This window comes from Ruegeria sp. BF7, from assembly GCF_056538605.1.
The window spans coordinates 1-23,929 of record NZ_JBQFTM010000009.1 but is presented as its reverse complement, the minus strand read 5'-3'; the positions used below and the strand labels follow the sequence as shown (position 1 = coordinate 23,929).

General features: G+C 59.8%; 25 protein-coding genes. 19 read left to right on the top strand and 6 right to left on the bottom strand.

Annotated features, from left to right (window positions below; translation table 11 throughout):
- Positions 1-68 precede the first annotated feature (68 nt).
- Positions 69-536 carry a hypothetical protein gene (locus tag ACR0IK_RS16690; RefSeq protein ID WP_480642336.1) on the top strand — a complete coding sequence of 156 codons (468 nt, stop codon included), beginning with the start codon at positions 69-71 and terminating at the stop codon, positions 534-536.
- Here the strand turns inward: ACR0IK_RS16690 and ACR0IK_RS16685 are convergent.
- From ACR0IK_RS16685 to fsa, 4 genes are all read right to left on the bottom strand, one after another.
- Positions 521-1,234 (bottom strand): CDP-alcohol phosphatidyltransferase family protein, encoded by a 714-nt coding sequence (locus ACR0IK_RS16685; RefSeq protein WP_480593642.1) that lies wholly within the window; start codon positions 1,232-1,234, stop codon positions 521-523. The two genes, ACR0IK_RS16690 and ACR0IK_RS16685, sit on opposite strands and share 16 nt — an antisense overlap.
- An 83-nt stretch (positions 1,235-1,317) precedes the next feature.
- Entirely contained in the window at positions 1,318-2,238 is a 921-nt protein-coding gene (locus tag ACR0IK_RS16680) for a tyrosine recombinase XerC (protein WP_480593639.1), read from the bottom strand.
- Complete coding sequence (locus ACR0IK_RS16675; protein ID WP_480593636.1) at positions 2,235-2,942, bottom strand: DUF484 family protein; 708 nt, start codon at positions 2,940-2,942, stop codon at positions 2,235-2,237. Before ACR0IK_RS16675 ends, ACR0IK_RS16680 begins: the two co-directional genes overlap by 4 nt.
- 197 nt (positions 2,943-3,139) lie before the next feature.
- Positions 3,140-3,793, bottom strand: coding sequence for a fructose-6-phosphate aldolase (fsa, locus tag ACR0IK_RS16670; RefSeq protein ID WP_480642334.1), 654 nt, complete (start codon positions 3,791-3,793; stop codon positions 3,140-3,142).
- Positions 3,794-3,881: 88 nt separating this feature from the next.
- Between fsa and ACR0IK_RS16665 the strand changes: the two genes are divergently transcribed.
- From ACR0IK_RS16665 to ACR0IK_RS16650, 4 genes are all read left to right on the top strand, one after another.
- Positions 3,882-6,077, top strand: coding sequence for a primosomal protein N' (locus ACR0IK_RS16665; RefSeq protein WP_480642333.1), 2,196 nt, complete (start codon positions 3,882-3,884; stop codon positions 6,075-6,077).
- Positions 6,078-6,156: 79 nt separating this feature from the next.
- A complete protein-coding gene (locus ACR0IK_RS16660) occupies positions 6,157-7,389 on the top strand; it encodes an MFS transporter (RefSeq protein ID WP_480642332.1) in 1,233 nt (410 codons plus the stop codon).
- A 66-nt stretch (positions 7,390-7,455) separates the two neighbouring features.
- Positions 7,456-8,334, top strand: coding sequence for a 50S ribosomal protein L11 methyltransferase (locus tag ACR0IK_RS16655; RefSeq protein WP_480642331.1), 879 nt, complete (start codon positions 7,456-7,458; stop codon positions 8,332-8,334).
- A gap of 97 nt (positions 8,335-8,431) precedes the next feature.
- Positions 8,432-8,776, top strand: a complete 345-nt coding sequence (locus ACR0IK_RS16650; protein WP_480593626.1) for a hypothetical protein — start codon at positions 8,432-8,434, stop codon at positions 8,774-8,776.
- A gap of 98 nt (positions 8,777-8,874) precedes the next feature.
- On the opposite strand, the gene ACR0IK_RS16645 is transcribed toward ACR0IK_RS16650, so the two are convergent.
- On the bottom strand, positions 8,875-9,087 hold the full coding sequence (locus ACR0IK_RS16645) for a DUF1127 domain-containing protein (RefSeq protein WP_480593624.1): 213 nt from the start codon (positions 9,085-9,087) through the stop codon (positions 8,875-8,877).
- 335 nt (positions 9,088-9,422) lie between these two features.
- On the opposite strand from ACR0IK_RS16645, the gene ruvC reads away from it, so the two are divergent.
- From ruvC to ACR0IK_RS16625, 4 genes are all read left to right on the top strand, one after another.
- The gene (ruvC, locus tag ACR0IK_RS16640) at positions 9,423-9,920 is read left to right on the top strand and encodes a crossover junction endodeoxyribonuclease RuvC (protein WP_480593622.1); all 498 of its coding nucleotides are present in this window, start codon (positions 9,423-9,425) and stop codon (positions 9,918-9,920) included.
- Positions 9,917-10,594 (top strand): Holliday junction branch migration protein RuvA, encoded by a 678-nt coding sequence (gene ruvA / locus ACR0IK_RS16635; RefSeq protein ID WP_480642329.1) that lies wholly within the window; start codon positions 9,917-9,919, stop codon positions 10,592-10,594. The genes ruvC and ruvA overlap by 4 nt, the downstream gene beginning before the upstream one ends.
- Positions 10,595-10,598: 4 nt before the next feature.
- Positions 10,599-11,618, top strand: a complete 1,020-nt coding sequence (gene ruvB, locus ACR0IK_RS16630; protein WP_480642328.1) for a Holliday junction branch migration DNA helicase RuvB — start codon at positions 10,599-10,601, stop codon at positions 11,616-11,618.
- A gap of 63 nt (positions 11,619-11,681) precedes the next feature.
- A complete protein-coding gene (locus ACR0IK_RS16625; protein ID WP_480642327.1) occupies positions 11,682-12,305 on the top strand; it encodes a hypothetical protein in 624 nt (207 codons plus the stop codon).
- A 3-nt stretch (positions 12,306-12,308) separates the two neighbouring features.
- Here the strand turns inward: ACR0IK_RS16625 and ACR0IK_RS16620 are convergent, their stop codons facing one another.
- Positions 12,309-14,015: a SulP family inorganic anion transporter gene (locus ACR0IK_RS16620; RefSeq protein ID WP_480642326.1), complete on the bottom strand. Its 1,707-nt coding sequence runs from the start codon at positions 14,013-14,015 to the stop codon at positions 12,309-12,311.
- Between the two features lie 198 nt (positions 14,016-14,213).
- On the opposite strand from ACR0IK_RS16620, the gene ybgC reads away from it, so the two are divergent.
- The 10 genes from ybgC (at position 14,214) to ACR0IK_RS16570 (ending at position 23,677) form a co-directional block, all read left to right on the top strand.
- On the top strand, positions 14,214-14,621 hold the full coding sequence (gene ybgC, locus ACR0IK_RS16615; protein ID WP_480593612.1) for a tol-pal system-associated acyl-CoA thioesterase: 408 nt from the start codon (positions 14,214-14,216) through the stop codon (positions 14,619-14,621).
- A gap of 112 nt (positions 14,622-14,733) precedes the next feature.
- Complete coding sequence (gene tolQ, locus ACR0IK_RS16610) at positions 14,734-15,429, top strand: protein TolQ (RefSeq protein ID WP_480642325.1); 696 nt, start codon at positions 14,734-14,736, stop codon at positions 15,427-15,429.
- Between the two features lies 1 nt (position 15,430).
- Positions 15,431-15,907 carry a protein TolR gene (gene tolR / locus ACR0IK_RS16605; protein ID WP_480642323.1) on the top strand — a complete coding sequence of 159 codons (477 nt, stop codon included), beginning with the start codon at positions 15,431-15,433 and terminating at the stop codon, positions 15,905-15,907.
- Positions 15,908-15,916: 9 nt separating this feature from the next.
- Positions 15,917-17,014, top strand: coding sequence for an energy transducer TonB family protein (locus ACR0IK_RS16600; RefSeq protein WP_480642322.1), 1,098 nt, complete (start codon positions 15,917-15,919; stop codon positions 17,012-17,014).
- Positions 17,011-18,330 (top strand): Tol-Pal system beta propeller repeat protein TolB, encoded by a 1,320-nt coding sequence (gene tolB / locus ACR0IK_RS16595; RefSeq protein ID WP_480642321.1) that lies wholly within the window; start codon positions 17,011-17,013, stop codon positions 18,328-18,330. Before ACR0IK_RS16600 ends, tolB begins: the two co-directional genes overlap by 4 nt.
- A gap of 88 nt (positions 18,331-18,418) precedes the next feature.
- Entirely contained in the window at positions 18,419-18,928 is a 510-nt protein-coding gene (gene pal / locus ACR0IK_RS16590; protein ID WP_480593603.1) for a peptidoglycan-associated lipoprotein Pal, read from the top strand.
- Positions 18,929-18,932: 4 nt separating this feature from the next.
- A complete protein-coding gene (ybgF, locus tag ACR0IK_RS16585; RefSeq protein WP_480642320.1) occupies positions 18,933-19,757 on the top strand; it encodes a tol-pal system protein YbgF in 825 nt (274 codons plus the stop codon).
- On the top strand, positions 19,754-21,007 hold the full coding sequence (gene tilS, locus ACR0IK_RS16580) for a tRNA lysidine(34) synthetase TilS (protein WP_480642318.1): 1,254 nt from the start codon (positions 19,754-19,756) through the stop codon (positions 21,005-21,007). Before ybgF ends, tilS begins: the two co-directional genes overlap by 4 nt.
- 76 nt (positions 21,008-21,083) lie before the next feature.
- Positions 21,084-23,000, top strand: a complete 1,917-nt coding sequence (gene ftsH, locus ACR0IK_RS16575; RefSeq protein WP_480593594.1) for an ATP-dependent zinc metalloprotease FtsH — start codon at positions 21,084-21,086, stop codon at positions 22,998-23,000.
- 101 nt (positions 23,001-23,101) lie between these two features.
- Positions 23,102-23,677 carry an MOSC domain-containing protein gene (locus ACR0IK_RS16570; protein WP_480642317.1) on the top strand — a complete coding sequence of 192 codons (576 nt, stop codon included), beginning with the start codon at positions 23,102-23,104 and terminating at the stop codon, positions 23,675-23,677.
- Positions 23,678-23,929: the final 252 nt, after the last annotated feature.

Sequence of the window (23,929 nt, the reverse complement as noted above, 5' to 3'; positions counted from 1 at the left end):
ATTCTATTGCAATCCGGCTGGTTGAGGCTCAATTTGTATCAGATAGAGAATTCAAAGGATCGCATTGCATGACTGCCTCAACTGACCCGGCCGGCCGTAAGAAGGCCATCATAGACCGACTGATGTCGCTGGAAGAGCAAGAATTGGCGACGGCTCAGGCCCATTACGACGCTTTCCTGAAGGATTCTCAGTTGGATGACCGGGAAGGGCATGACAAGGACGATATCGCCGCCTCACGTGAGAATGCGGATCTGGCGGCGGCTTTTGATGCCCCGGTGCATGCCCATCACGCCAAGATCGACGTGATCGAAAACACCGATTTCAGCATCACTGATACGGTGCAGCCTGGGGCCGTGGTCAAGTTCAACAACCGTCGCTTTGTGGTTTGCGTTTCAACTACTCGGTTTGATGTGGATGGCAAGACCTATATGGGCATCTCAACCCAAAGCCCGATCTATCTGGCCATGATCGGCCTGCAAGAGGGTGACGTCTTTACCCATAACGGCACCGAGTTTGAGGTTCAGGAGGTCCTGTAATCCGCGCTTTTGCGCTGCGGTATGATCTGCTGCGCAATCCCCGCCGACACCAGATAGAGGCTGGTGATCACCAGACCCCAATGCGCCCAGCTTTCGGGGTGGAAATCGACCCAGGCGGCCCAGCCGGCAAAGAAGGTCCAGGCAAAGGCCATAGGCAGCGATACAGCGCGCCAGCGTTCCGTGCGGACGGGGTGGATGAATTTCAGCGGCAGGAACATCGCCACGGACAGCAGTGATACCAGCAGCAGGATGACCCAGAAATTGGGTTCGAGCGCGAAGATCACGATCACGAACATGTTCCAGCATCCGGGAAATCCGGAAAAGGAGTTGTCCTTTGTTTTCATGCGCGTATCGGCGAAATACATGGCGCTAGCAAAGGTGATGACGATGATCGCGAACCAACCGGTCCATCCATCCATCAGCCCGGATTTGAACAGCGCATAAGCCGGTATGAACACATAGGTAAGGTAGTCGATAATCAGATCCAGCAATACGCCATCAAACTCGGGCGCGTTTTTCTTGACGTGATAATGCCGGGCCAGAGGGCCATCGATACCGTCCACGATGAACGAGACCACCAGCCACAGGTACATCAGGCTCCATTTCTCTTCGACAGCGGCCAGCATGGCCAGCATCGCGAAAACAGCTCCGGTAGCGGTGAATAGATGGACAAAAAGCGCTTTGAATCTGAGGGTCATGCGGGTGTCATGACCGATGCGTTCACCAGATGCAAACCAAAAGCCGAACTAAGATGAATGGCTGACGTCACGATGCGAGAACATCACGCCTTGGGGTGGGCGCGATTATAGACCTCCATCAACCGGGCCGTATCGACGGCTGTATAGGTCTGGGTGGTTGAGAGCGATGCATGGCCCAGCAATTCCTGAATCGCGCGCAGATCGCCCCCGGCGGACAGAAGGTGGGTGGCAAAGCTGTGCCGCAAAGCGTGCGGTGTGGCCGTAGCAGGCAGGCCAAGCTGCATCCGCGCCTTGGCCATGACGCCCTGAATGGCACGTGGGTTCAACGCCCCGCCCCGCACACCACGGAACAGGGCCTTGTCCTTGTCCTGCGGATGAGGGCATAGCTGCAGGTACCGATCCACTGCTGTGCGGGCGGCGGGTAGGACGGGTACGATCCGCTCTTTGTCGCCTTTGCCGACGACCCGCAGAGACTCGGGCAGGGGCACGTCGGCGCCGGTCAGGGACAGGGCCTCGGAGATACGCAACCCGCAGCCGTAAAGCAGGGTTACCACGGCCACATCGCGGGCCGCGACCCAATCGTTGGTCGATTGCAGTTCGACCGTTTCGATCATGGCACGGGCGGCATCTTCGGCCAGAGGGCGGGGCAGTTTCTTGGTGAATTTTGGCGCGCGGGTCGACAGCACGGCCGTCGGTTCGAACCCCTCGCGCTCGGACAGCCAGCGGTAGAAACTTTTGACGGCCGAGAGTTTGCGCGCCAGTGACCGCGCGCCGACGCCGGAGGCCCGTTGATCCGCCATCCATGCCCGCATGTCGGACACGGTGATCCGGGCCAATGCGGCCAGTCCCTGACGTTCGCTGTGGTGCAGCGTCATGAAGGACAGGAAATCGGTGACATCACCTCGGTAGGCGGTCTGTGTATTCTCGGACCGCCCGGCCAGTGCCCCCAGACTGTCGAGCCAATGCTGTAGCGCATCGCGGCAGGCTGGGGAGATCAGGCTCACGACAGCCAGTGGCGCATCGAGCGTTCGAACACGCCAGCGAAGAAGGACAGCAAGTCGGTGCCCAGTTGCGGAGTGAAGTGGTTAGCGTCTTTGGCGCCCATGACGATCATGCCGGGCAGGCGGCCCTCACCCAAATTCAGCCTCAGACAGGCTTCGGAACGAAGCCGACCTGCCATGGTGCCGAACACCCGGGGTTCAGCATGTGCAATCGGGCGCAGGACAACTTGCCGTGCCGGTCCGCCGCGGTCCTGACTGAGATAGGCATCAACGGCACCCGGTTCGACCACGGTCAGCACACCGCCCAGCTTTTCGATGGCGGGGTCTTCCTGCCGGACCGTGGTTTCCAGAACCAGAGTGATGTGGTCCACCCGCAGGATATCGGCAATTTCACTGCCAAGTGTGGCCAGGAAATCCTCGAAATCGACGGGTTCCAGCAGGTGGAGGATGGCGCGATGCACCTGATTGGTGCCAGCGAGGTTCTCATACGCCGCCGCAATGACCGAGCGGTGCGTGTCTTCGAGCCGGTCAAGCCGCGCCTCGAGCCGTTGCATGGCGATGCCGCGCAGGTCGATAACATTGTCACCGCGCGCCTGTTCATTGGCGGCCACGAGCGCCTGCATCAGATCCTTGTCGTCCAGCACGGCGTCTGGTTCTGCCAGAATCGCGGCGCGGAGATTGTCCTTAAGTTTGGTGTTACTGCTCATGTCCCGTCCGGTCTTTTTTTGTTGAGCGGCTTATAACACGGAATGCGGCATTTGCCTTGGGAAAATTGCAGGCAAAAGTGGATTTCGTATGGGCGTGTGTCGGAAACGCTCCCGCCTGCAAGGCCCTGATCAAAGGATCAGGTTTTGCAGTTGGGCCGGGCGCGGCACCTGACGGCGCCGCGCGGTCGCGCATGGGATCAGAGGATTTTCTGACCGGTTTTGGCCCAGTCTGCCAGGAAGGTTTCCAAGCCCTTTTCGGTCAGCGGGTGATCGGCCAGTTTCTTGATCACGGCGGGCGGGGCGGTGATCACGTCCGCACCGATACGGGCGCTGTCGGTCACGTGGTTCACTGTGCGGATCGACGCGGCCAGGATTTCGGTTTCGAACCCGTAGTTCTCATAGACCTGACGGATATCGGCGATCAGGTCCATGCCGTCGAGGTTGATGTCGTCCAGGCGGCCGATGAAGGGAGAGATGAAGGTCGCACCTGCCTTGGCTGCCAGAATCGCCTGGTTGGTCGAGAAGCAAAGCGTCACGTTGACCATCTGGCCTTCGTCCGTCAGCGTCTTGCAGGCTTTCAGACCGGCCCAGGTCAGCGGAACCTTGACGGCGATATTCGGAGCGATCTTGGCCAGCTTGCGGCCTTCGGCGATCATGTCGTCAGCCTCGGTCGCGACGACTTCGGCCGAGACGGGTCCATCGACCAGATCACAGATTTCTTTGGTTACTTCCAGAATGTCGCGACCCGATTTCAGGATCAGCGACGGGTTGGTGGTCACACCGTCCACCATGCCCAGATCGTTCAGTTCGGCGATTGCCTCGATCTCGGCTGTGTCTACGAAGAATTTCATGAGGGCAGTCCTTTGATGGGTTGGCCTTGGTCGCGGATGGCTTTACCTCAAAGAGACCCATGCTGGAACCCCCTGCAAAGGATATACAGTGAGCGCTAACGGATTTTTCGACCAAGGAGAGCTGGTTGCGGTGCTGACAACGCAGCCTCTGGACCGGACGTTGGACTATAAAGCACCCGAGGGCGGGTGTTTTCTGGGTGCTTTTGTCGAAGTGCCTTTGGGGCCGCGAAAGGTGCTGGGCGTGGTTTGGGGGCCCGGGCAAGGTGGCTTCGACATCAGCAAGGCTCGGTCGGTGATCCGGGTGCTTGAAGTCGCACCGATGCGCGAAGAGATGCGGGTGTTTCTGGGTCGTGTGGCCGATTACACGCTGACGCCGATGCCCGCGATGCTGCGGCTGGCGACGCGCGCGCCGGGATTGGGTGATCCGCCCTCGATGCGCAAGATTTACCGCCTTGGTAATAGCGAGCCGGATCGGATGACCGATGCGCGGACCCGTGTGCTGGAAGTGCTGCGCGACTATGGCGGGCTGGCTTTCACGCTGAAGGAATTGTCCGAACAGGCGGGGGTGACGTCCTCCGTTGTGAAAGGGCTGGTGAAACAGGGTGCGGTGCGGGAAGAGGACAGCCCCCGCGATCTACCCTATCCACATCTGGACCCGGACCTGCCGGGCAAAGAACTGACCGAGGATCAGGCGGCTGCGGTTACCAGGTTGCGGGCCGGACAGCGCACCGGAAATTATGGAACCACGCTGCTGAAAGGCGTGACCGGCTCAGGCAAGACTGAGGTTTATCTGGAAGCGGTCGCCGAAGCGCTGCGGACGGGGCGGCAGGCTCTGGTGCTGCTGCCCGAGATTGCCCTGACAGCCGAATTTCTGACCCGGGTTGAGGCGCGGTTCGGCGCGCGTCCGGCGGAATGGCATTCAGGCGCGACCATGACGGAACGTCGCCGGGTCTGGCGAATGGTGGGGCAGGGGGATGCGCAGCTGGTGGTGGGCGCGCGGTCGGCGCTGTTCCTGCCGTTCCGCAATCTGGGGCTGGTGGTGGTCGATGAAGAACACGACACCTCGTACAAACAGGAAGACGGCGTGCACTACAGCGCCCGCGACATGGCGGTTCTGCGCTCAGCCATTTGCGGGTCGCGGGTGATTTTGGCCAGTGCCACGCCGTCACTGGAAAGCTGGGCCAATGCCGAGGCCGGAAAATATGAACGGCTCGACCTGACATCGCGGTTTGGCGTGGCGGTGCTGCCCGAGATGAAGCCTATCGACATGCGGGCCGAGCAGATGCAGCCGGGGACGTGGATTTCCCCGTCTCTGCGGCAGGCGGTGCGGCAGCGGATCGAACGGGGCGAGCAGTCGCTCTTGTTCATCAATCGTCGGGGCTATGCACCTGTGACGCTGTGCCGGGCCTGTGGAGAACAGATCGCCTGCGACCACTGCGATGCGCGGATGGTGGAGCACAGATTCCTGAAACGACTGATGTGCCACCAATGCGGTGAGACCAAGCCGATGCCCGAGGCCTGCCCATCCTGCGGGGTTGAGGGTAAACTGGCCCCGGTCGGACCGGGCATAGAACGGCTGGCAGAAGAGGCCGAGGCCACCTTCCCCGAAGGCAAGATCGCCATGCTCAGTTCCGATCTTTTCGGCTCGGCGCGGGCGTTGAAGGCCAAGATAGAAGAGATTGCCGAGGGCGACGCAGATATCGTCATTGGTACGCAACTAGTGGCCAAGGGGCATAACTTCCCAAAGCTGACCCTTGTCGGCGTAATTGATGCCGACCTCTCACTGCACGGCGCCGACCTGCGGGCTGCCGAACGGACGTTTCAATTGATGCGGCAGGTCGCAGGTCGCGCTGGCCGAGCGGACAAGCCGGGGCAGGCGCTGTTGCAGACCTTTCAACCGGAGCACCCGGTGATCCGGGCCATCCTGTCGGGCGATGAAGAGGGATTTTGGAAGGCCGAGGCCGCCGGGCGGCAGGCCGCCGGAGTCCCGCCCTATGGGCGTATGGCGGGGATCGTGTTGTCGGGGCCCGAGGTCGGGCCGGTCTTCGATATCGGCAACGCTATGGCCCGCAACGATGTACCTCTGCGAGATATCGGCGCGCAGGTCTTTGGCCCGGCCCCTGCGCCGATTGCGCGTATCCGGGGGCGTCACCGTGTGCGACTGTTGGTAAAGGCCCCCAAGGGCGCGCCCATTCAGGACGCCATCGCCCGCTGGATCGCCCCCCTGCGCCTGAAGGGTGACATCCGCCTGACCGTCGATATCGACCCGCAGAGCTTTTACTGACTCTGCGCCTGCGCAGAGCCAATGTGCGCCACGTCCTTGGCCCTCGCCAAACCGCGAAAATAGGCGTAGAGGGAGTCCCATGCTGAAACCCATGCCGCTTTCCGAGGCGCAGAGCCTGCCGTTCTGGCGCCGTCCCATCACGCTCTTGTTCGTGATGGCGCTGACCATGCCCATCGCCTTCAACGCGTGGAGCGCGCTACTCAACAACTTCGTCATCGAGGTTGCCAACTTCGACGGCGCGGATATCGGCCTGCTGCATACGGTGCGCGAGATTCCGGGCTTCTTGGCCGTTGGCGTGATCGCGGTGATCATTTTCGTCCGCGAGCAGGTGCTGGCGATGATTTCGCTGATGATGCTGGGCGTGGCGACGGCGGTGACCGCGTGGTTCCCCAGTCTGGGCGGGTTGCTTTTCGTGACTTTGTTCAGCTCGATCGGCTTTCACTACTACGAAACGGTAAACCAGTCTCTGCAGCTGCAATGGCTACCCAAGGACCGCGCGCCGCAGGTGCTGGGTTGGCTGGTGGCCATGGGATCGGCGGCCACGGCGGTTGTCTATGGCTTGATCGTGCTGACCTGGGATCGGTTTGATCTGTCCTATAACTTTGTGTTCATGGCCGCAGGTGGGGTGACGGCATTGCTGGCGCTGATCTGTCTGGTGGCCTATCCGCAATTCAACGCGCCCACGCCGCAGACCAAAAAGCTGATCCTGCGCAAACGGTACTGGCTGTACTACGCACTGCAATTCATGGCAGGCGCGCGGCGACAGATCTTCGTTGTCTTTGCGGGCTTCATGATGGTCGAGAAGTTCGGTTTTGAAGTGCACGAACTGACCAGCCTTTATCTGATCAACCTTGTGATCAACATGGCGGCGGCCCCAATGTTGGGCAAAGCGGTGTCGATTTTTGGTGAGCGCCGTACGCTGATTTTCGAATACACGGGCCTGGCCATTGTCTTCGCAGCTTATGGCGGCATCTACTGGTTCGGCTGGGGTGTTCTGCTGGCGGCGATCCTTTATGTGATCGACCATGTACTCTTTGCTCTGGCGCTGGCGTTGAAGACCTATTTTCAGAAAATCGCCGACCCGGCCGATATCGCGCCAACCGCAGCAGTGGCTTTCACGATCAACCACATCGCGGCTGTCTTCCTCCCTGCGCTGCTGGGTTTGCTCTGGGTAGTGTCACCCGGTGCGGTCTTTGGTCTGGCCGCCGCAATGGCGCTGGTGTCGCTGGGCCTTTCGCTGCTTATCCCGCGCCACCCTGAACCGGGTAACGAGACCATCTTGTCGAAATACGCTCCGGCACCTGCGGAGTAGTTGCAAATGCTTGACCTTGCCTACGTGTGGCCCTAGGCGCTGTCTCAACTGAGACAGGAGGCCCCCATGCCCACATTCACCGCGCTAACCACTCTGACCGGCAAGAAAGCCGCCGAAGGTCTGGGCGAAGCGATGGAGCGTCTGGACCCGGAACCCACCGGCGTCGGCGTGTTCGAGGTCGAGGATGGCTCGGGCCTGTGGGAAGTGGGTGGCTATTTCACCGAAGCGCCGGACGAAACTGCACTGGCCGTTCTGGCGGTCGCGTTCGAGGCCAAGCCCTTTGTTGTCTCGGAACTGCCCGAAACCGACTGGGTCGCCCATGTGCGCCGCGAACTGGCCCCGGTCGAGGCTGGCCGGTTCTTTGTTTACGGCAGCCATGACGCAGACAAACTGCCCGAGGGGCGCATGCCGCTGCTGATCGAGGCCGCGATGGCCTTTGGCACTGGCCATCACGGTACCACGCTGGGTTGCCTCAAGGCGCTGGATTATCTGCTGGATGACGGGTTTGCGGCTACCAATGTGGCCGATATCGGCTGCGGCACTGCTGTTTTAGCGATGGCGGCTGCGCGGGTCTGGAACGGCAACATCATCGCCAGCGACATCGATCAGGTTGCGGTGGATGTGGCCGAGGCAAACCTGAAGGCCAACGGCATGTCCGGGCAGGTGAATTGCGTTGAAGCCGCCGGTTTCGACCACCCTGACCTGCAGTCTCATGCCCCGTACGATCTGATTTTTGCTAATATTCTCAAAGGCCCGCTGGTGGCTTTGTCTCCTGAAATCGCAGCGAATCTGCGGGGTGAGGGATATGCGATCCTGTCGGGAATCCTCAACGAACAGGCCGATGATGTGATCTCGATTTATTCGCAAAACGGGTTCAATCTGGTCAGAAGCGACGAAATTGGTGAATGGACGACGCTAATTTTGCGCAATAAGGGCCGAAATTAGGCCATTTCCAGAACTTCAATAGATTTTTGCCTCTTTTTTGTCGCAATCTGTAATTACCGTCATGACGTGGTTACGGGGGCGGTTTTTGGAGGCTGCCATGACGGGAAAACAACTAGAATTCGATCAGCGTGTTCATCGCTTGAACAAAAAGCACGCCAAGCTGAGCCGAGGCTATCGCGCGACGATGCGCAAGGATGGCCTTGTGGTCATGAAACCGCAGCGGGTTAAGTCTGCGGTTCCGGTAAAGGCGCTTTTTGGGTGCCTTCTGGGCCTATTTGCGTTCAAGGTCTTTCTGCTGGCAAGCTTGGGCGCTTCGGCCTATCAGTTTCGTGTCGACAGCCTGGCGCAGGGGACATCTGTTGAACAGGCTGGTGCATGGGTGATGCAGATTGATCCGGTTTCCGAGTTTCTTGCGGCCCAGATCAGCGGATTCCTTCACTAAACCGATCAGCATTGACGAGAAACGCCACGCATCGTGAAATGCGCGGCGTTCTTTTTGTGCCCCAGAGGAGAATGGGGCGAGTGAGTGGTGGTTGTCTCTTAGCGACGACCTTCTGCGACGAAGTCAATATCACCGCGGCACAAACCGATATCTTCCAGTTCACGATCCGTCAGACCGCTCAGCGCGTTGCGTGTTACGCGGGCGTCGTTCCATTCAACAACGGCGTTCACGACCGATGCGAAAGTTACGCCAATACGGCCGACGAGGCCGAACGAGCCAGTGGTGGTGCGAGTGGTGTCCAGTGCAGCCATATCCTGTTTCCTTCTGGTTAGAGATTAAACTTTTGATCATCTGATCTGAGCGGCATCTAGTCTTGTCTATGTGGCCGCACAAGTGCGGAAATTGCATGTGTCCTATGCGTTTTTTGCAAGGGTGTTGATTCCTTAAAAACCGTTAATTTATAGGCCATTAGGCGTTCAGAAAACGTGTCGAATTCAGACTTCCCGCGGTCGCAATCAGGCCGTTTTGTCGCCCCTGAGACAGTCGTGTCGTTTTCAGGCGCAGGGTCAATTCGCTTGGAAAATGTTCACGCTTCGTGCTAATCCGAAAGAAAGATCACAAAAACCCGAGCAGGCTGAGGCGAAATATGCGAATTCTGGGCATTGATCCGGGGCTCAGGACCCTGGGATGGGGCGTCATCGAATCGCATGGCAGCCGGTTGAGCCATGTAGCGAATGGCTTGTGCAAATCCGATGGGGATGATCTGGGGGAAAGGTTGTTGTCGTTGCACAACCAGATTGTCGAAGTCATTGCCGAACATCAGCCCGATCAGGCCGCCATCGAACAGACTTTCGTTAACAAAGACGGGGCGGGAACGCTAAAGCTTGGTCAGGCCCGGGGCGTAGCCCTGCTGACGTTGGCACAGGCCGGGCTGCCGGTGGGGGAATATGCGCCCAACCGGGTCAAGAAAACCGTCGTGGGTGTCGGCCATGCTGAGAAAGAGCAGATCCTGCACATGGTCAAACTGCAATTGCCGGGCTGTCAGCCCAAAGGGGCGGATGCGGCAGATGCTCTGGCGATTGCCATCTGTCACTCGTATTACGGCACAGCGCCCCGGGCGCGGATGAAAGAGGTGCGGGCATGATTGGAAAACTGACAGGACGGCTGGATTATCGGGCATCTGATCACGTGTTGATCGACGTGCGCGGGGTTGGGTACATCGTCTATTGCTCGGACCGTACCTTGGCGGCGCTGCCGGGTGTTGGTGAGGCGGTCTCGATCTACACCGACATGGTTGTGCGCGAAGACCTGATGCAGCTTTATGGGTTCCTGTCGCTGGTCGAGAAGGAATGGCATCGTCTGTTGTGCTCGGTTCAGGGTGTTGGGGCCAAGGTTTCGCTGGCCATTTTGTCGGCGCTGGGGCCAGATGGAGTCAGCCGGGCGATTGCTTTGGGCGACTGGGGCGCGGTGAAGGCGGCCAAAGGGGTCGGTCCGAAGACGGCGCAGCGGATCGTTCTGGACCTCAAGGACAAGGCGCCGGGCGTGATGGCCATGGGAGGAACTGTGACCGAGGCGATGGACGGACCCGCCTTGGAGGTTGTGGAGCCCGCCGAACCCTCACCGGCCTCGAAACAGGCGGCGAAACCGGCCTCGGGATCGGCAGCAGCTTCGGCGGGTGCACTGTCGGCCTTGTCCAATCTGGGCTATGGGCCCTCAGACGCCGCGTCTGCCGTGGCCGAAGCGGCGGCCAGCCTGCCAGGTGCCGGTGAGGCTGACCTGATCCGCGCGGCTCTGAAATTACTTGCACCGAAAGGGTGATTGAATGGTAGATGCCGATCCCACCCTGCGCCCGGACCCTCTGCCCGAGGACAATGACCGCGCCCTGCGTCCGCAAGGGTTGGACGATTTCATTGGTCAGGCTGAGGCGCGTGCCAACCTGCGCGTGTTCATCCAATCCGCCCGTCAGCGGGGTGAGGCGATGGACCATACTCTGTTCCATGGCCCTCCGGGTCTCGGTAAGACGACGCTGGCGCAGATCATGGCGCGCGAACTGGGGGTGAATTTCCGCATGACCTCTGGGCCCGTGCTGGCCAAGGCGGGTGATCTGGCGGCGATTTTGACCAATCTGGAATCGCGGGACGTGTTGTTCATCGACGAAATACACCGTCTGAACCCGGCGGTCGAAGAGGTGCTGTACCCGGCGATGGAGGATTTTGAGCTGGATCTGGTGATCGGTGAAGGCCCCGCCGCGCGCACGGTCCGGATCGAGCTGCAGCCCTTTACGCTGGTCGGTGCCACCACGCGGATGGGCCTGTTGACGACGCCTCTGCGTGATCGGTTCGGTATTCCAACAAGGCTACAATTCTACACGGTCGATGAGCTGCACGAGATCGTAACCCGTAACGCGCGCAAGCTGAGTGCACCTGCCGATGATGATGGTGCACGGGAGATTGCGCGCCGCTCGCGCGGGACGCCGCGGATTGCAGGGCGGCTGCTGCGGAGGGTCGTCGATTTCGCCATTGTCGAAGGCGATGGGCGGATTACCCGCGAACTGGCCGACGGGGCATTGACGCGGCTGGGCGTGGACTTTCTGGGTTTGGACGGAGCGGACCGGCGGTATTTGAAACTGATCGCCGAGAACTATGCGGGTGGACCGGTGGGGATTGAGACCTTGTCGGCAGCTCTGTCGGAAAGCCGGGATTCGCTGGAAGAGGTGATTGAGCCCTATCTGTTGCAGCAGGGTCTGATCCAACGGACACCGCGCGGTCGGATGCTGGCGCAAAAGGCGTGGACGCATCTGGGGATGGCGGCACCGCGGGGACAAAGCGATCTGTTTGGTTGAAGCCGGACGTCAGAGAATTTAAGCCGTCGGCGAGAGTATTATCGAAAAGATGAAGGATTGGGCGTGAACCCCGAAGACATCCAGGCTTTGTTCACCCGCGAAAGTGGTGAGTTTCTGTTCGCGCGTTGGGGGCGGCCCATTGTGCCGATCGTTTTTGGCGTTGAGGATGAAACTCTGGCCACCGTCAAGGGCGCGTTCGAGGCCGTGGTGGCGCTGGCCGGGCACAAGATGGCCGAGACCGACCCGGAACTGGGTGCCAATTGCATGGTTTTCTTCTTCCGCGACTGGCAGGAGTTGCTGGAGGTCCCCGATCTGGACCGGCTGATCCCCGATCTGGCGCCTCTGGTCGAGCGGTTGGTTGCAGCGGATGCCAACCAATATCGCATCTTTCGTTTCGAGGAAGACGGCGCAATCCGCGCAGCTTTTGTTTTCCTTAGAATGGACAAGGAATTGTCGAAAGTACCGGCCGAAACTTTGGCGCTGAGTCAGGTTGTGCAGACGGTTTTGCTGTGGTCGGATGCCGCGTTTCGGTCTCAATCGCCGCTGGCGGTGGCCGGGGACACAACCGTCCTGCGGCCCGACATCGCTGAACTGATCAGGGCGGCTTATGATCCTGTCCTGCCTGGGGCGGCGCAGGACGCATCCCATGCTTTGCGGTTGTTCGCACGGATGAAACCGCTGCAATAGGCCTCAGGTGGGTGCTTTGTTCGTCGAATGAAACGCCTCGATCAGGGCATTCCCTGTCTCGAAATAGGCGTCCGTCCCGACCAGATCGGTGATCCCGTAACGGTCGAGTTCTTTGCGAACATTGGGCTCGACCAGCAGAAAGACCAGTTTGATGTTTCTGGACTTCAACTGATCGTGGACGCCGCGCAGCGTATAGCCTGCGGTAAAGTCGATATCGTCCACGGCAGAGGCGTCTAAGCAGAACCAGCGCAGCGGCGGGTTGGATTGACCCACGATCGCTGCCACCTCGTCCGACAGGCGCTGAGTGTTGGCGTAGTACAGGCTGTGGGAAAAGCGATAGATCACAAGACCGGGTTCGAGCTGGTTTGGTACGGTGATGGGTTTGGACCGCCAGCCGCCATCGTCGCTTTTGACGATCACTGCATTCTTGGGGCGGTAGCCATGGCGCGTGTGGTCGATTAGTGACAGGACCATCGCAAAGATAATCCCTTGCTCGACACCAACGAAAACCACAACGGCAGCAGTCGTAAGCGCGATCCAGAACTCGGATCGGGCCTGCCGGTATATGGCGGCAAGGCCTTTGAGGTCGATCAGCTTGACGCCGATCAGGAATACCACAGCTGACAGGGCTGCATTGGGCAGGAACGCGAGCGGGCCGGTCAGAAACAGGATCACCACAAGGACGATCGCGACCGTCGTGAGTTGAGCGATCTGGCTGCGGCCTCCGGCGCTGGCCACCATCTCGGTCTTGGTGGGGCTGCCATTGACCACAAAGGTCCCGGTGAAGGCTGCGCCTAGATTGGCCAACCCCAGCCCGACAAGATCGGTGTTCTCGCTGAAATTGTCATCGTAGCGTGCAGCGTAGGCGCGCGAGGTCGCCGCGCTTTGTGCCAGGATCACCACAAAGATCGACAGCGCGGTGGGTGTCAGTTGCTTGAACAGGGCCCAACTCCAATCCACATCCGGGATCGACAGGGCGGGGAGGCCGCCGGGCACCGTTCCCAGTACGCCAATGCCGGATGCACTGAATTGAAAGGCCCAACTGAACAGAATGACACCCAATATTGCGAATAGCGGCCCCGGAACTTTGGGCGACAACCGCTTGCATCCAAGGACAACCGCCAGCACCGCCACGGACACGGCAGCCGTTGGCCAATGCGTCTGGCCGTAATGCAGCGCGATGTCCCTGAGCTTGGCAATCGTGCCGTGGCCGGCACCTTCGACCCCCAGCATTCCGGGAATTTCGCCGGTGGCCACCTGTATGCCCACGCCTGTCAAAAACCCGATGAGTACCGTGCGTGACAGGAAATCCGCCAGAAACCCAAGGCCGACAAGGCGCGCTGCGATCAACAGCAACGCCGCCATCAACGCCAATAGCGAAGCCAGCGCGAGATATTCCGAAGATCCGGAAACCGCCATGCCCGCCAGCGCCGACGCCGTGATCGCCGCAGTGGCTGAATCCGCCCCTACTACAAGGTGGCGAGACGACCCGAACACGGCGAACAGAGCCATCGGGATCAGGATCGTATACAACCCCGTTACAACAGGGGTTCCCGCGATCTTGGTGTAACCCATGACTTCGGGGATCGCGAGGCAGGCGAAGGTCAGTCCGGCCAGAACTTCGGTCGGCAGGGCAGAGCGGTTGAGCGGCAGGATGCCCTGTAGGATGGGAAGCGGAGATCTGCCCTCTTTTCCGTGGGGTTCTGCCATTCAATCACCTGTTACATTCACATCCCAATTTTGGCAGGTTAGTCGGCATGGGGCAGGATTTCGATACCGAGGACCGTGTAAGCTGAAATTTGTAGTCTCGCGGGGATTGCACGGCCGCTGATGCACGTGCATCTGTTGATGGTACGGCTCGCCACGAGCCAGACGATTAGAGCTGATAGATAGACCGGATATGTAACCATGGCCGTAAGCACCGCAGCGCAAGACACGCATATCTACCGGGTCCGGGTTTATTACGAAGACACCGACATGGGCGGAGTGGTTTATCACGCAAACTACCTGAAATACATCGAACGTGCCCGGTCGGATTATGTGCGCCGTTTGGGAAACGACCAGAATGCCATGCGTGACGGCGGCGTTGTCTGGGTCATTCGGCGGATCGAGGCGGACTATCTGGCAACTGCTAAGTTTGAGGATGAACTGACCATCGAAACCCGCTTCCTGTCCCGTTCGGGTGTGCGGCTGACTATGGGGCAACTGGTAAAGCGTGGCGATACCGAGGTTTTTCGTGCCACGGTTACCGCAGTCTGCATGAATGCGCAGGGCAAGCCGGTACGGCTTCCGGCAGAGATTCGCGCATTGTTGTAACAAATTGCGGCGTGGGGGTGGTTATGTTGGCTTTTCGTATCCAACTGCGATAGCGTTTGGCAAAACAAGGCCAAATCGAACGGCCATAAGGCAAAAAACAAAGAGCAGATTCATGGAAGCTGAAACGCTGGCGCTGGCGCAGGAGATCGATTTCTCCATGTGGGGGCTTTATGCCCGCGCGACATTTATCGTCAAACTGGTGATGCTGATGCTGGTTGGCGCATCGATCTGGTCCTGGGCAATTATCATTCAGAAACTGATCAACTATCGCGCGGCCCGTCGTGAGGCGCAGGGATTTGATGAGAATTTTTGGTCCGGAAACCCTCTGGACGAGTTGTTCGAACAGATTGGCACCCAGCCCGATGGCAGTTCGGAAAAAATCTTTGCCGCCGGCATGATCGAATGGCGGCGGTCTCATCGCAACGACGGCGGGCTGATTGCAGGGGCCACGGCGCGGATCGACCGTTCGATGGACGTGGCAATCGCCAAAGAAGCCGAGACGCTGCAAAAAGGTCTGTCTATCCTGGCCACCGTCGGTTCCACTGCGCCGTTTATCGGCCTGTTCGGCACCGTCTGGGGCATCATGAACGCCTTTATCGAGATTGCCGAACAGCAGAATACCAACCTTGCCGTTGTGGCCCCTGGTATTGCCGAGGCCCTTTTGGCCACCGGTTTGGGCCTTCTGGCGGCGATCCCAGCGGTAATTTTCTACAATAAGCTAAGCGCGGATAGCGACCGGATCGTGAACGGCTATGAGGCCTTTGCCGACGAGTTCGCCACAATCCTGTCGCGCCAGTTGGACAGCTGACATGGGCGCGGCGGTTCAGCAAAACGGCGGCGGGAACGGACGCAGACGCGGGCGGCGTCGCGGCCGCGCGCAACCGATGGCCGAGATCAACGTAACACCATTTGTCGACGTCATGCTGGTGTTGTTGATCATCTTCATGGTGGCGGCCCCGCTGCTGACCGTCGGAGTGCCGGTCGACTTGCCGAAAACGGCAGCCAGCGCCTTGCCCGGTGACAATGAAGAACCCCTGACCGTGACGCTGACTGCGGATGGCCGGGTGCAGATTCAAACCACGGATGTTGTGCGTGGGGAATTGATTGGCAAGCTGCGCGCCATCGCGTCCGAGCGCAGCAGTGACCGCGTGTTCCTGCGGGCCGACGGGGCGATCCCTTATGCCCAGGTGATGCAGGTCATGGGCGCGCTGAATGCAGGTGGGTTTTCCAATGTGGGCCTGGTGACAGACACCGGCGGGCCGACGCTGGAAGAAGGTGGAGAGTGAGGCCGCGCGGTGGATACCGGCACCAAGATCTCGGCAGTTGCCCACGTCGTTTTGATTGGATGGGCTTTTTTCGGCGGTACCTTCCGGTCCGAACCCTTGCCTATGGCGGTGCAGGAGGTATCCGTGGTCACGGGTGAGCAATTTGCAGCGATGACCGCGCAGCGTGACGCCCCCGAGGTGCCGACCCCCACCGCATTGCAACAGCCCGACCCACCCGAGGAAGAAGTGACCCCGACGGCTCCGGTGGAGGAGGAACTGACCCCTCCCGAGGTTGCGACGCCCTCGGAACCTGAGCCCGACCCGGTGCCCGATCCGGTAGAGACCCCGCCCGAACCCGAAGTGGTCGATGAGCCCCCGACACTGGAGCAGCCCGAACCTGTAACCGAAGTGTTGCCGGTACCTCCGGGCCCCGAGGCGCAGCCGCGCCCGGCCGACAAGGTGGCCCCGGAACCCATCGCGCCGCCGCCGCCCGAGGCGCAGCCGGATGAGGTGGAGACGCCTGCCGTGTCGCTGGATGAAGGGGCCGAAACTCAAGAGGAGCAACAGGATCAGACCGCCCCGGAAGAGGCGACCGATGAAATCGTGACCGAGGCCGAAGAGACCAAGGACAACGCCCCGCACACTTCTCCCCGGCCGCGGGTGAGGCCAAACCGGCCTGCACCTCCGACGCAGCCCGAAGTGGCTGAAGAACAGGACCCGACGCCACCTGAGCCAGCGCAAAGCGACTCTGCCATCAACGACGCACTGGCAGAGGCATTGGGGCAGGGCAGCGAACCGTCCGGCCCGCCATTAACCAGCGGTGAAAAAGACGCCATGCGCCTGGCTGTTTCTAAGTGCTGGAATGTGGGGTCTTTGTCCACAGATGCGTTGCAAACTGTTGTGGTTGTTGGCTTTTCGTTAACTCCGGACGGCAAGATCGTCGGGGGTAGCCTGCGCATGATCGACAGCTCTGGCGGGTCTGCCGGGGCGGCGAAACAAGCCTATGAAGCCGCCAGACGAGCCATTTTGCGCTGCGGCGCCAAAGGATACACCCTGCCTGCTGACAAATATGACCAATGGCGGGATATTGAGATTACATTCAATCCCGAGAGGATGCGGATCAAATGATGAGAATTCTGACCAGCCTGTTGCTTGGCCTGACGATTTTGGCGGCACCGGTAAACGCCCAGAACGGACCGCTGCGTCTGGAACTGGATCAGGGGATCATCGAACCCTTGCCCTTCGCCGTGCCAAATTTTGTGCCCGACGGGCCAGCGGCGACGCAATATGCCAACGATATCTCTCGGGTCGTTGCGGCCGATCTGACCGGCACAGGGTTGTTCCGCGAAATCTCGCCCGAAGCCTTCATCAGCCGGGTCAGCAGCTTTGAAGCCCCGGTCCAGTTCGCCGACTGGAAAGCCATCAATGCCGAGGCGCTGGTGACGGGTGCGGTGAACGTCTCGGGCAACCGCCTGACGGTGCGGTTCCGGGTGTGGGATGTGTACTCGGGTCAGGAACTGGGCAATGGTCTGCAATTTGCGGGCACCACCGATGGCTGGAGACGCATGGCGCATAAGGTGGCTGATCAGGTCTATAGCCGGATCACCGGCGAGGGCGGTTATTTCGACAGCCGCGTTGCGTTTGTGTCAGAGAGCGGCCCCAAGGATCAGCGCCTGAAGCGCCTGGCGATCATGGATTACGACGGCGCGAATGTGCAGTACCTGACCGACAGCGCGGCAATCGTTCTGGCCCCGCGCTTTTCTCCCACGGGCGATCGGTTGCTTTATACCAGTTATGAAAGCGGCCAGCCGCGTATCTACGTGCTGGATGTGGATCGCGTTCGCCGGACCGAGTTGAAAACGCAGGAAGGCACGATGAGCTTTTCACCCCGGTTCTCTCCGGATGGTCGCTCAATCGTGTATTCGCTGATCCAGGGCGGCAACACCGATCTGTGGAAAATGGACATCGCCTCGGGTCAGAGCGTGCGCCTGACCAACACGCCAGCAATTGAAACCGCCCCCAGCTATTCACCGGATGGCTCTCAGATCGTGTTCGAAAGCGACCGGTCCGGAACACCGCAGCTGTATATCATGCCTGCTAATGGCGGTGAGGCGACCCGCATCAGTTTCGGGCAAGGCCGTTATGGCACACCGGTCTGGTCACCGCGGGGTGATCTGATCGCCTTTACCAAGCAGAACAAGGGCCGGTTCCATATCGGCGTCATGCGCACCGATGGCAGTGAGGAACGTCTGCTGACCTCGTCTTTCCTTGACGAAGGCCCGACTTGGTCACCCAACGGCCGTGTCATCATGTTCACGCGCGAAACGCAGGGAGCCAGCGGTCGGGCGTCGCTATATTCGGTGGATATATCGGGCCGGAACTTGCGCCCGGTGCGCACCCCCGATGGCGGCAGCGATCCTTCCTGGGGGCCATTGCAGAATTGATCGGGGCAGGGGCTTGGAAAAGTTCACAAAAAACCTGCACTGTGCTACAGAGACGGCAATAAACCGATAAAACAACGAGGCACTTGAAATGAACGTATTGGGCAAAATCCTGGCCTTGGGCACGCTGAGCGTGATGGCCGCTTGTACCAACAATGATCCGTCGGCATTGGGCGGTGGTTTCGGCAATGGCGCAAATGGCGCAATCGCACCGGGTTCGCCCAGCGATCCGCGTTCGCCGGCCTATTTCCAGCAAACCATCGGTGATCGGGTATTGTTCGCGGTGGATCAATCGACGTTGACACCGCAGGCACAACAAACCCTGCAGGGACAGGCGGATTGGCTGATGGCGAACCCGGACTATGTGGCCACAATCGAAGGCCATGCAGATGAGCAGGGCACACGCGAATACAACCTCGCCTTGGGCGCACGCCGGGCCAATGCGGCCCGTGAGTTTCTGATCTCGCGCGGGGTGGCGGGTAACCGTCTGACCACCGTCAGCTATGGCAAGGAACGCCCGATCGAGATTTGCAGCACCGAGGATTGTTATTCCAAGAACCGCCGTGCGGTGACGGTGCTGACCGGTTCAACCTTGGGGTAAGACGATGAGAGTTGCAGGATGGGTTCTGGCTGCGGTTGTTGCAACCGCCGGAATGGCACAAGCACAGGATCAGCAGACCTTGGCGGATATCCGTCAGGAACTGACGGTGCTGCATGTGGAAATTCAGCGCCTGAAGCGTGAGTTTTCAACGACTGGCTCTCCGGCCCCGAACCTGTCCGGCAGTTCCGTTTTGGAACGCGTGGATGCCATCGAGGCAGAACTGCAGCGCCTGACACGCCAGACCGAACAACTGAACCAGCGCGTGCAGAATATTGTAACTGATGGCACCAATCGGATTGGTGACATGGAATTTCGCCTTTGCGAGTTGGAGCCAAACTGTGAAATTTCGGGTGAGCCTACCAGTACATTGGGCGGTGAAACTGAAATCATCGCAGCAGCACCGGCTACGCCAACGACCCCCCCCGTGATCGAACAGGGAGAATTGGCGGTAGGTGAACAGGAAGATTTTGATGCTGCCGCGCAAGCCTTGGCGGAGGGCAACTTTCAAACCGCAGCCGATCAGTTCGCACAGTTCGACACTTCTTATCCCGGCAGCCCGCTTGCACCCGAAGCCAATCTGAAACGTGGGCAGGCATTGGAAGGTCTGGGCGACACGCGTGAGGCCGCGCGGGCGTTTCTGGCCAGCTTCACCGGTGATTCCGAGGGCGCATTCGCGCCCGAGGCCCTGTTCGAACTGGGGGCCGCACTGGGGCGTCTGGGTCAAACTGATCAGGCCTGCATCACCCTGTCCGAGGTTGGCGTGCGCTTTCCGGCCTCGGCCACCGTATCCGCCGCCACGCAGGAAATGGCGTCGCTGGGCTGTTCTTGACCGATCAGGCCGATACTCTTCGATCCGAACTTCGCGCGCGGCTGCCTGACCGGTTGCCGCCGCGTTTAGGTGTCGCCGTCTCCGGCGGTGGAGATTCGGTCGCTCTGCTGCACCTGCTGCGTGATATTGCGCAAACCGAACCAATCCGGTTGTTTTCCGCAACGGTGAATCACGGTTTGCGACCCGAAGCTGCCGCTGAGGCCGATAAAGTTGCCAGACTGGCCGCGCGCTTGGGCATCCCCCACGAAACGTTGCTGTGGCAGGGCTGGGATGGCGCAGGAAATCTGCAAGATCAGGCCCGGCAGGCGCGATACCGGTTGTTGTCCGACTGGGCGCGACGCAATGACATCCCGGCGATTGCACTTGGCCACACTGCGGATGATCAGGCCGAGACGGTGCTGATGCGGTTGGGCCGGGCAGCAGGGGTCAGCGGTTTGTCGGGTATGCCTGACGCGCGGGATCAAAACGGCGTCACGCTACTGCGTCCGATGCTGGGAATCACACGGCAAAACTTGCGAGACTACTTGTCGGGGAAAGGTGAGAGCTGGTTCGATGACCCTTCGAATCACGACCAAAGATTCGACCGGATCAAGGCTCGCGAGGCGCTGACGGAGCTTGGGCTGCTTGGGATTTCCGCGCGATCTTTGGCGCGGGTCGCTGAAAACCTTGCACAAGCGCGTGAGGCGCTGGCGCGCTATACGCAGGAATCTGCGTGTAGGATTGCAACAGCCGATGGCGGGGATGTCTGTGTCGACCGCAACGGTTTCGAACTGCTTCCAATGGAAATCCAAAGGCGGCTGGTCGTCGGTATCATCGCTTGGATTGCCGGGCAGGGCTATCCGCCGCGCGGAGCAGCTGTCGATCAGGCCGCCACCGCTGTTCGGGAAGGGCAAACACTGACCCTCGCGGGCTGTCTTCTGGTCCCGCATCAGGATAAAACGTGGTTTTGCAGGGAGCTAAACGCTGTGGCGACAGCAACCGCCGCACCGCAAGAGGTCTGGGATAACCGCTGGATCTTATCCGGACCCCGAACGCCGGGCACCGAGATCCGCGCACTGGGAGAGATAGGTTTGCCGCAGGTGCCCGAGTGGCGCGCCTTGGGCAAACCCCGTCGGGCGCTGTTGTCTTCACCCGCCGTCTGGAGCGGGGAAAACCTGCTGGCGGCGCCTTTGGTCGACTATTCAAACGGTTGGACCGCTGAATTCGCCGCGTATAGGCCCGAGTTTTATTCTTCGCTTTTATCGCATTGAACATGCTTGAATCATCTCTATTTTATAGGACAACCCGGCAGGTCCCCATCTGCCGAAACCTTTTGGGAGATTTTCCTTGGGCAACGCTCGTAACATCGCCTTCTGGGTCGTTCTGTTTCTGCTGATCCTTGCACTGTTCAATTTCTTCAGCGGTCAAGGCGGAACGCTTCAGAGCAATGAAAAAACCTATTCCGATTTCGTCACTGCGGTTGAAGGCGGCGAAGTCAAGAATGTGACGCTGGATGGTGAGCAGATTCGCTATACCACCCAAAGCGGCGCAAACTATGTCACCATCAAGCCCGGCGATGCCGAGGTCACGCAACTGCTGATCAAGGAGAACATTCCTGTTCAGGCGGTGAAACAGCAGCAATCCGGATTTCAGTCCTTCCTGATCACATTGCTGCCCTTCCTGCTGCTGATCGGGGTTTGGATCTACTTCATGAACCGAATGCAGGGTGGCGGCAAAGGCGGCGCCATGGGCTTTGGCAAGTCCAAGGCCAAGATGCTGACCGAAAAGCATGGCCGCGTGACCTTTGACGACGTCGCAGGCATCGATGAAGCCAAGGAAGAGCTGGAAGAAATCGTGGAATTCCTGCGAAACCCGCAGAAATTCTCGCGCCTCGGCGGTAAAATCCCGAAGGGTGCGCTTCTGGTTGGCCCTCCGGGTACTGGCAAGACGCTGCTGGCCCGCGCGATTGCTGGCGAGGCGGGCGTGCCGTTCTTCACTATCTCGGGTTCGGACTTCGTTGAGATGTTCGTGGGTGTCGGTGCATCCCGTGTGCGCGACATGTTCGAACAGGCAAAGAAAAACGCACCCTGCATCGTTTTCATCGACGAGATCGACGCCGTGGGTCGCCATCGTGGCGCCGGTTACGGTGGCGGTAACGATGAACGCGAGCAGACGCTCAACCAGTTGCTGGTCGAGATGGACGGCTTCGAGGCCAATGAAGGTGTGATCATCCTGGCCGCGACCAACCGAAAAGACGTTCTGGACCCCGCATTGCTGCGTCCCGGCCGGTTTGATCGCAACGTGACCGTCGGCAATCCCGACATCAAAGGCCGTGAGAAAATTCTGGGCGTTCATGCGCGCAAAACACCTCTGGGCCCTGATGTCGATCTGCGTATCATCGCGCGGGGTACACCGGGTTTCTCGGGTGCTGATCTGGCCAACCTCGTGAACGAGGCCGCGCTGATGGCCGCGCGTGTAGGCCGTCGCTTTGTCACCATGGAGGACTTTGAAAACGCCAAAGACAAGGTGATGATGGGGGCCGAACGCCGCTCGATGGTGCTGACTCAGGATCAGAAGGAAAAGACCGCATATCACGAGTCGGGCCACGCCGTTGTTGGCATGACGCTACCGTTGTGCGATCCGGTCTATAAGGCGACGATCATTCCCCGAGGCGGCGCGCTTGGCATGGTTGTTAGCCTGCCCGAGATGGATCAGTTGAACTATCACCGCGACGAGTGCGAGCAGAAGCTTGCTATGACGATGGCGGGTAAGGCTGCTGAGGTCATCAAATACGGTGAAGATCACGTTTCGAACGGCCCAGCCGGAGACATCATGCAGGCCAGCCAGTTGGCGCGCGCCATGGTGATGCGCTGGGGCATGTCTGACAAGGTTGGCAACATCGATTATGCCGAGGCGCATGAGGGATATTCGGGCAACACAGCCGGGTTCTCGGTTTCCGCTCATACCAAAGAGCTGATTGAGGAAGAGGTGAAGCGCCTGATCCAGCAGGGTTACGAGCGGGCCCACCAGATTCTGACCGAAAAGAACGAGGAATGGGAGCGTCTGGCCCAAGGTCTGCTGGAATATGAGACCCTGACCGGGGATGAGATCAAGCGGGTCATGAACGGTGAATCACCTGGCGAAGGTGACGACGAAGGCGACAAGCCCGACGAGGGCAGTGCGCCGAGCGTGACGGCGATCCCGAAGACCAAGGTCAAGAAATCTCCGCCCGATGGCGGGATGGAGCCGGAACCCTCGGCATAAACAAACCAGACCCGGGCCTTGTCCCGGGTCTTTTTTCTTCCCAAGCAGGGTCGACTGCCGTCTACTGCCGGGCGAAAGAACCGTCTGGGAAAGGGGCGAAAATGCCAGTGACGCGCGAGACTGAATATAGAGGCGAGGTGATCTGGTTGGGCCATGTCCCCGCAGGCAATTCGATCCGCGCAAAAGCCGTGGATGCACTGGATCTCGGTTTTGCCGGGGATCGCGGCGCACGGCATGAAGGCGAAAACCGGGCCTCATGCGTGCGGGTGAAAAACCTGTACCCGCAGGGCACGGAAATCCGTAATGTCCGGCAACTGTCGGTGCTGTCTGCGGAAGAGATCGAAGCGACGGCGCAAGAGCTGGCGCTGGACCAACTGGACCCGTCCTTTCTGGGGGCCAGTATAGTTTTGCGCGGTATCCCGGACTTTACCCACATTCCACCCTCTTCACGGTTGCAGGTCGCAGGAGGCGTCACCATCACCGTTGATATGGAGAACCGCCCCTGTGTCCTCCCCGGGCGTGAGATCGAGACGGATCTTCCCGGGTATGGGGCTGCATTCAAACCGGCCGCAAAAGGGCGGCGCGGAGTTACCGCGTGGGTCGAACGGCCGGGCGAATTGAAGTTAGGTGACCGGATGACCCTGTTCGTACCGGATCAGAGGGGGTGGGCACCATAAGGGTCACTCGTTTCCGATCAGAGGCCCGCGAAGTGACGCTACGCCGTTTCGCGGCACAAATATGTCGGAATCTATAGCCATCCGTTTGGTACACAACGGTATGGGTTGCGCAGCGCCGACGCATTGCGCCGGTTTTGCACGGCATTCAATCAGGGACCCTGCCCAATGAGCTATAAATCCGACATCGAAATCGCCCGCGAAGCGAACAAGAAGCCGATTCAGGAAATCGGTGCCAAGATCGGCATCGATTCT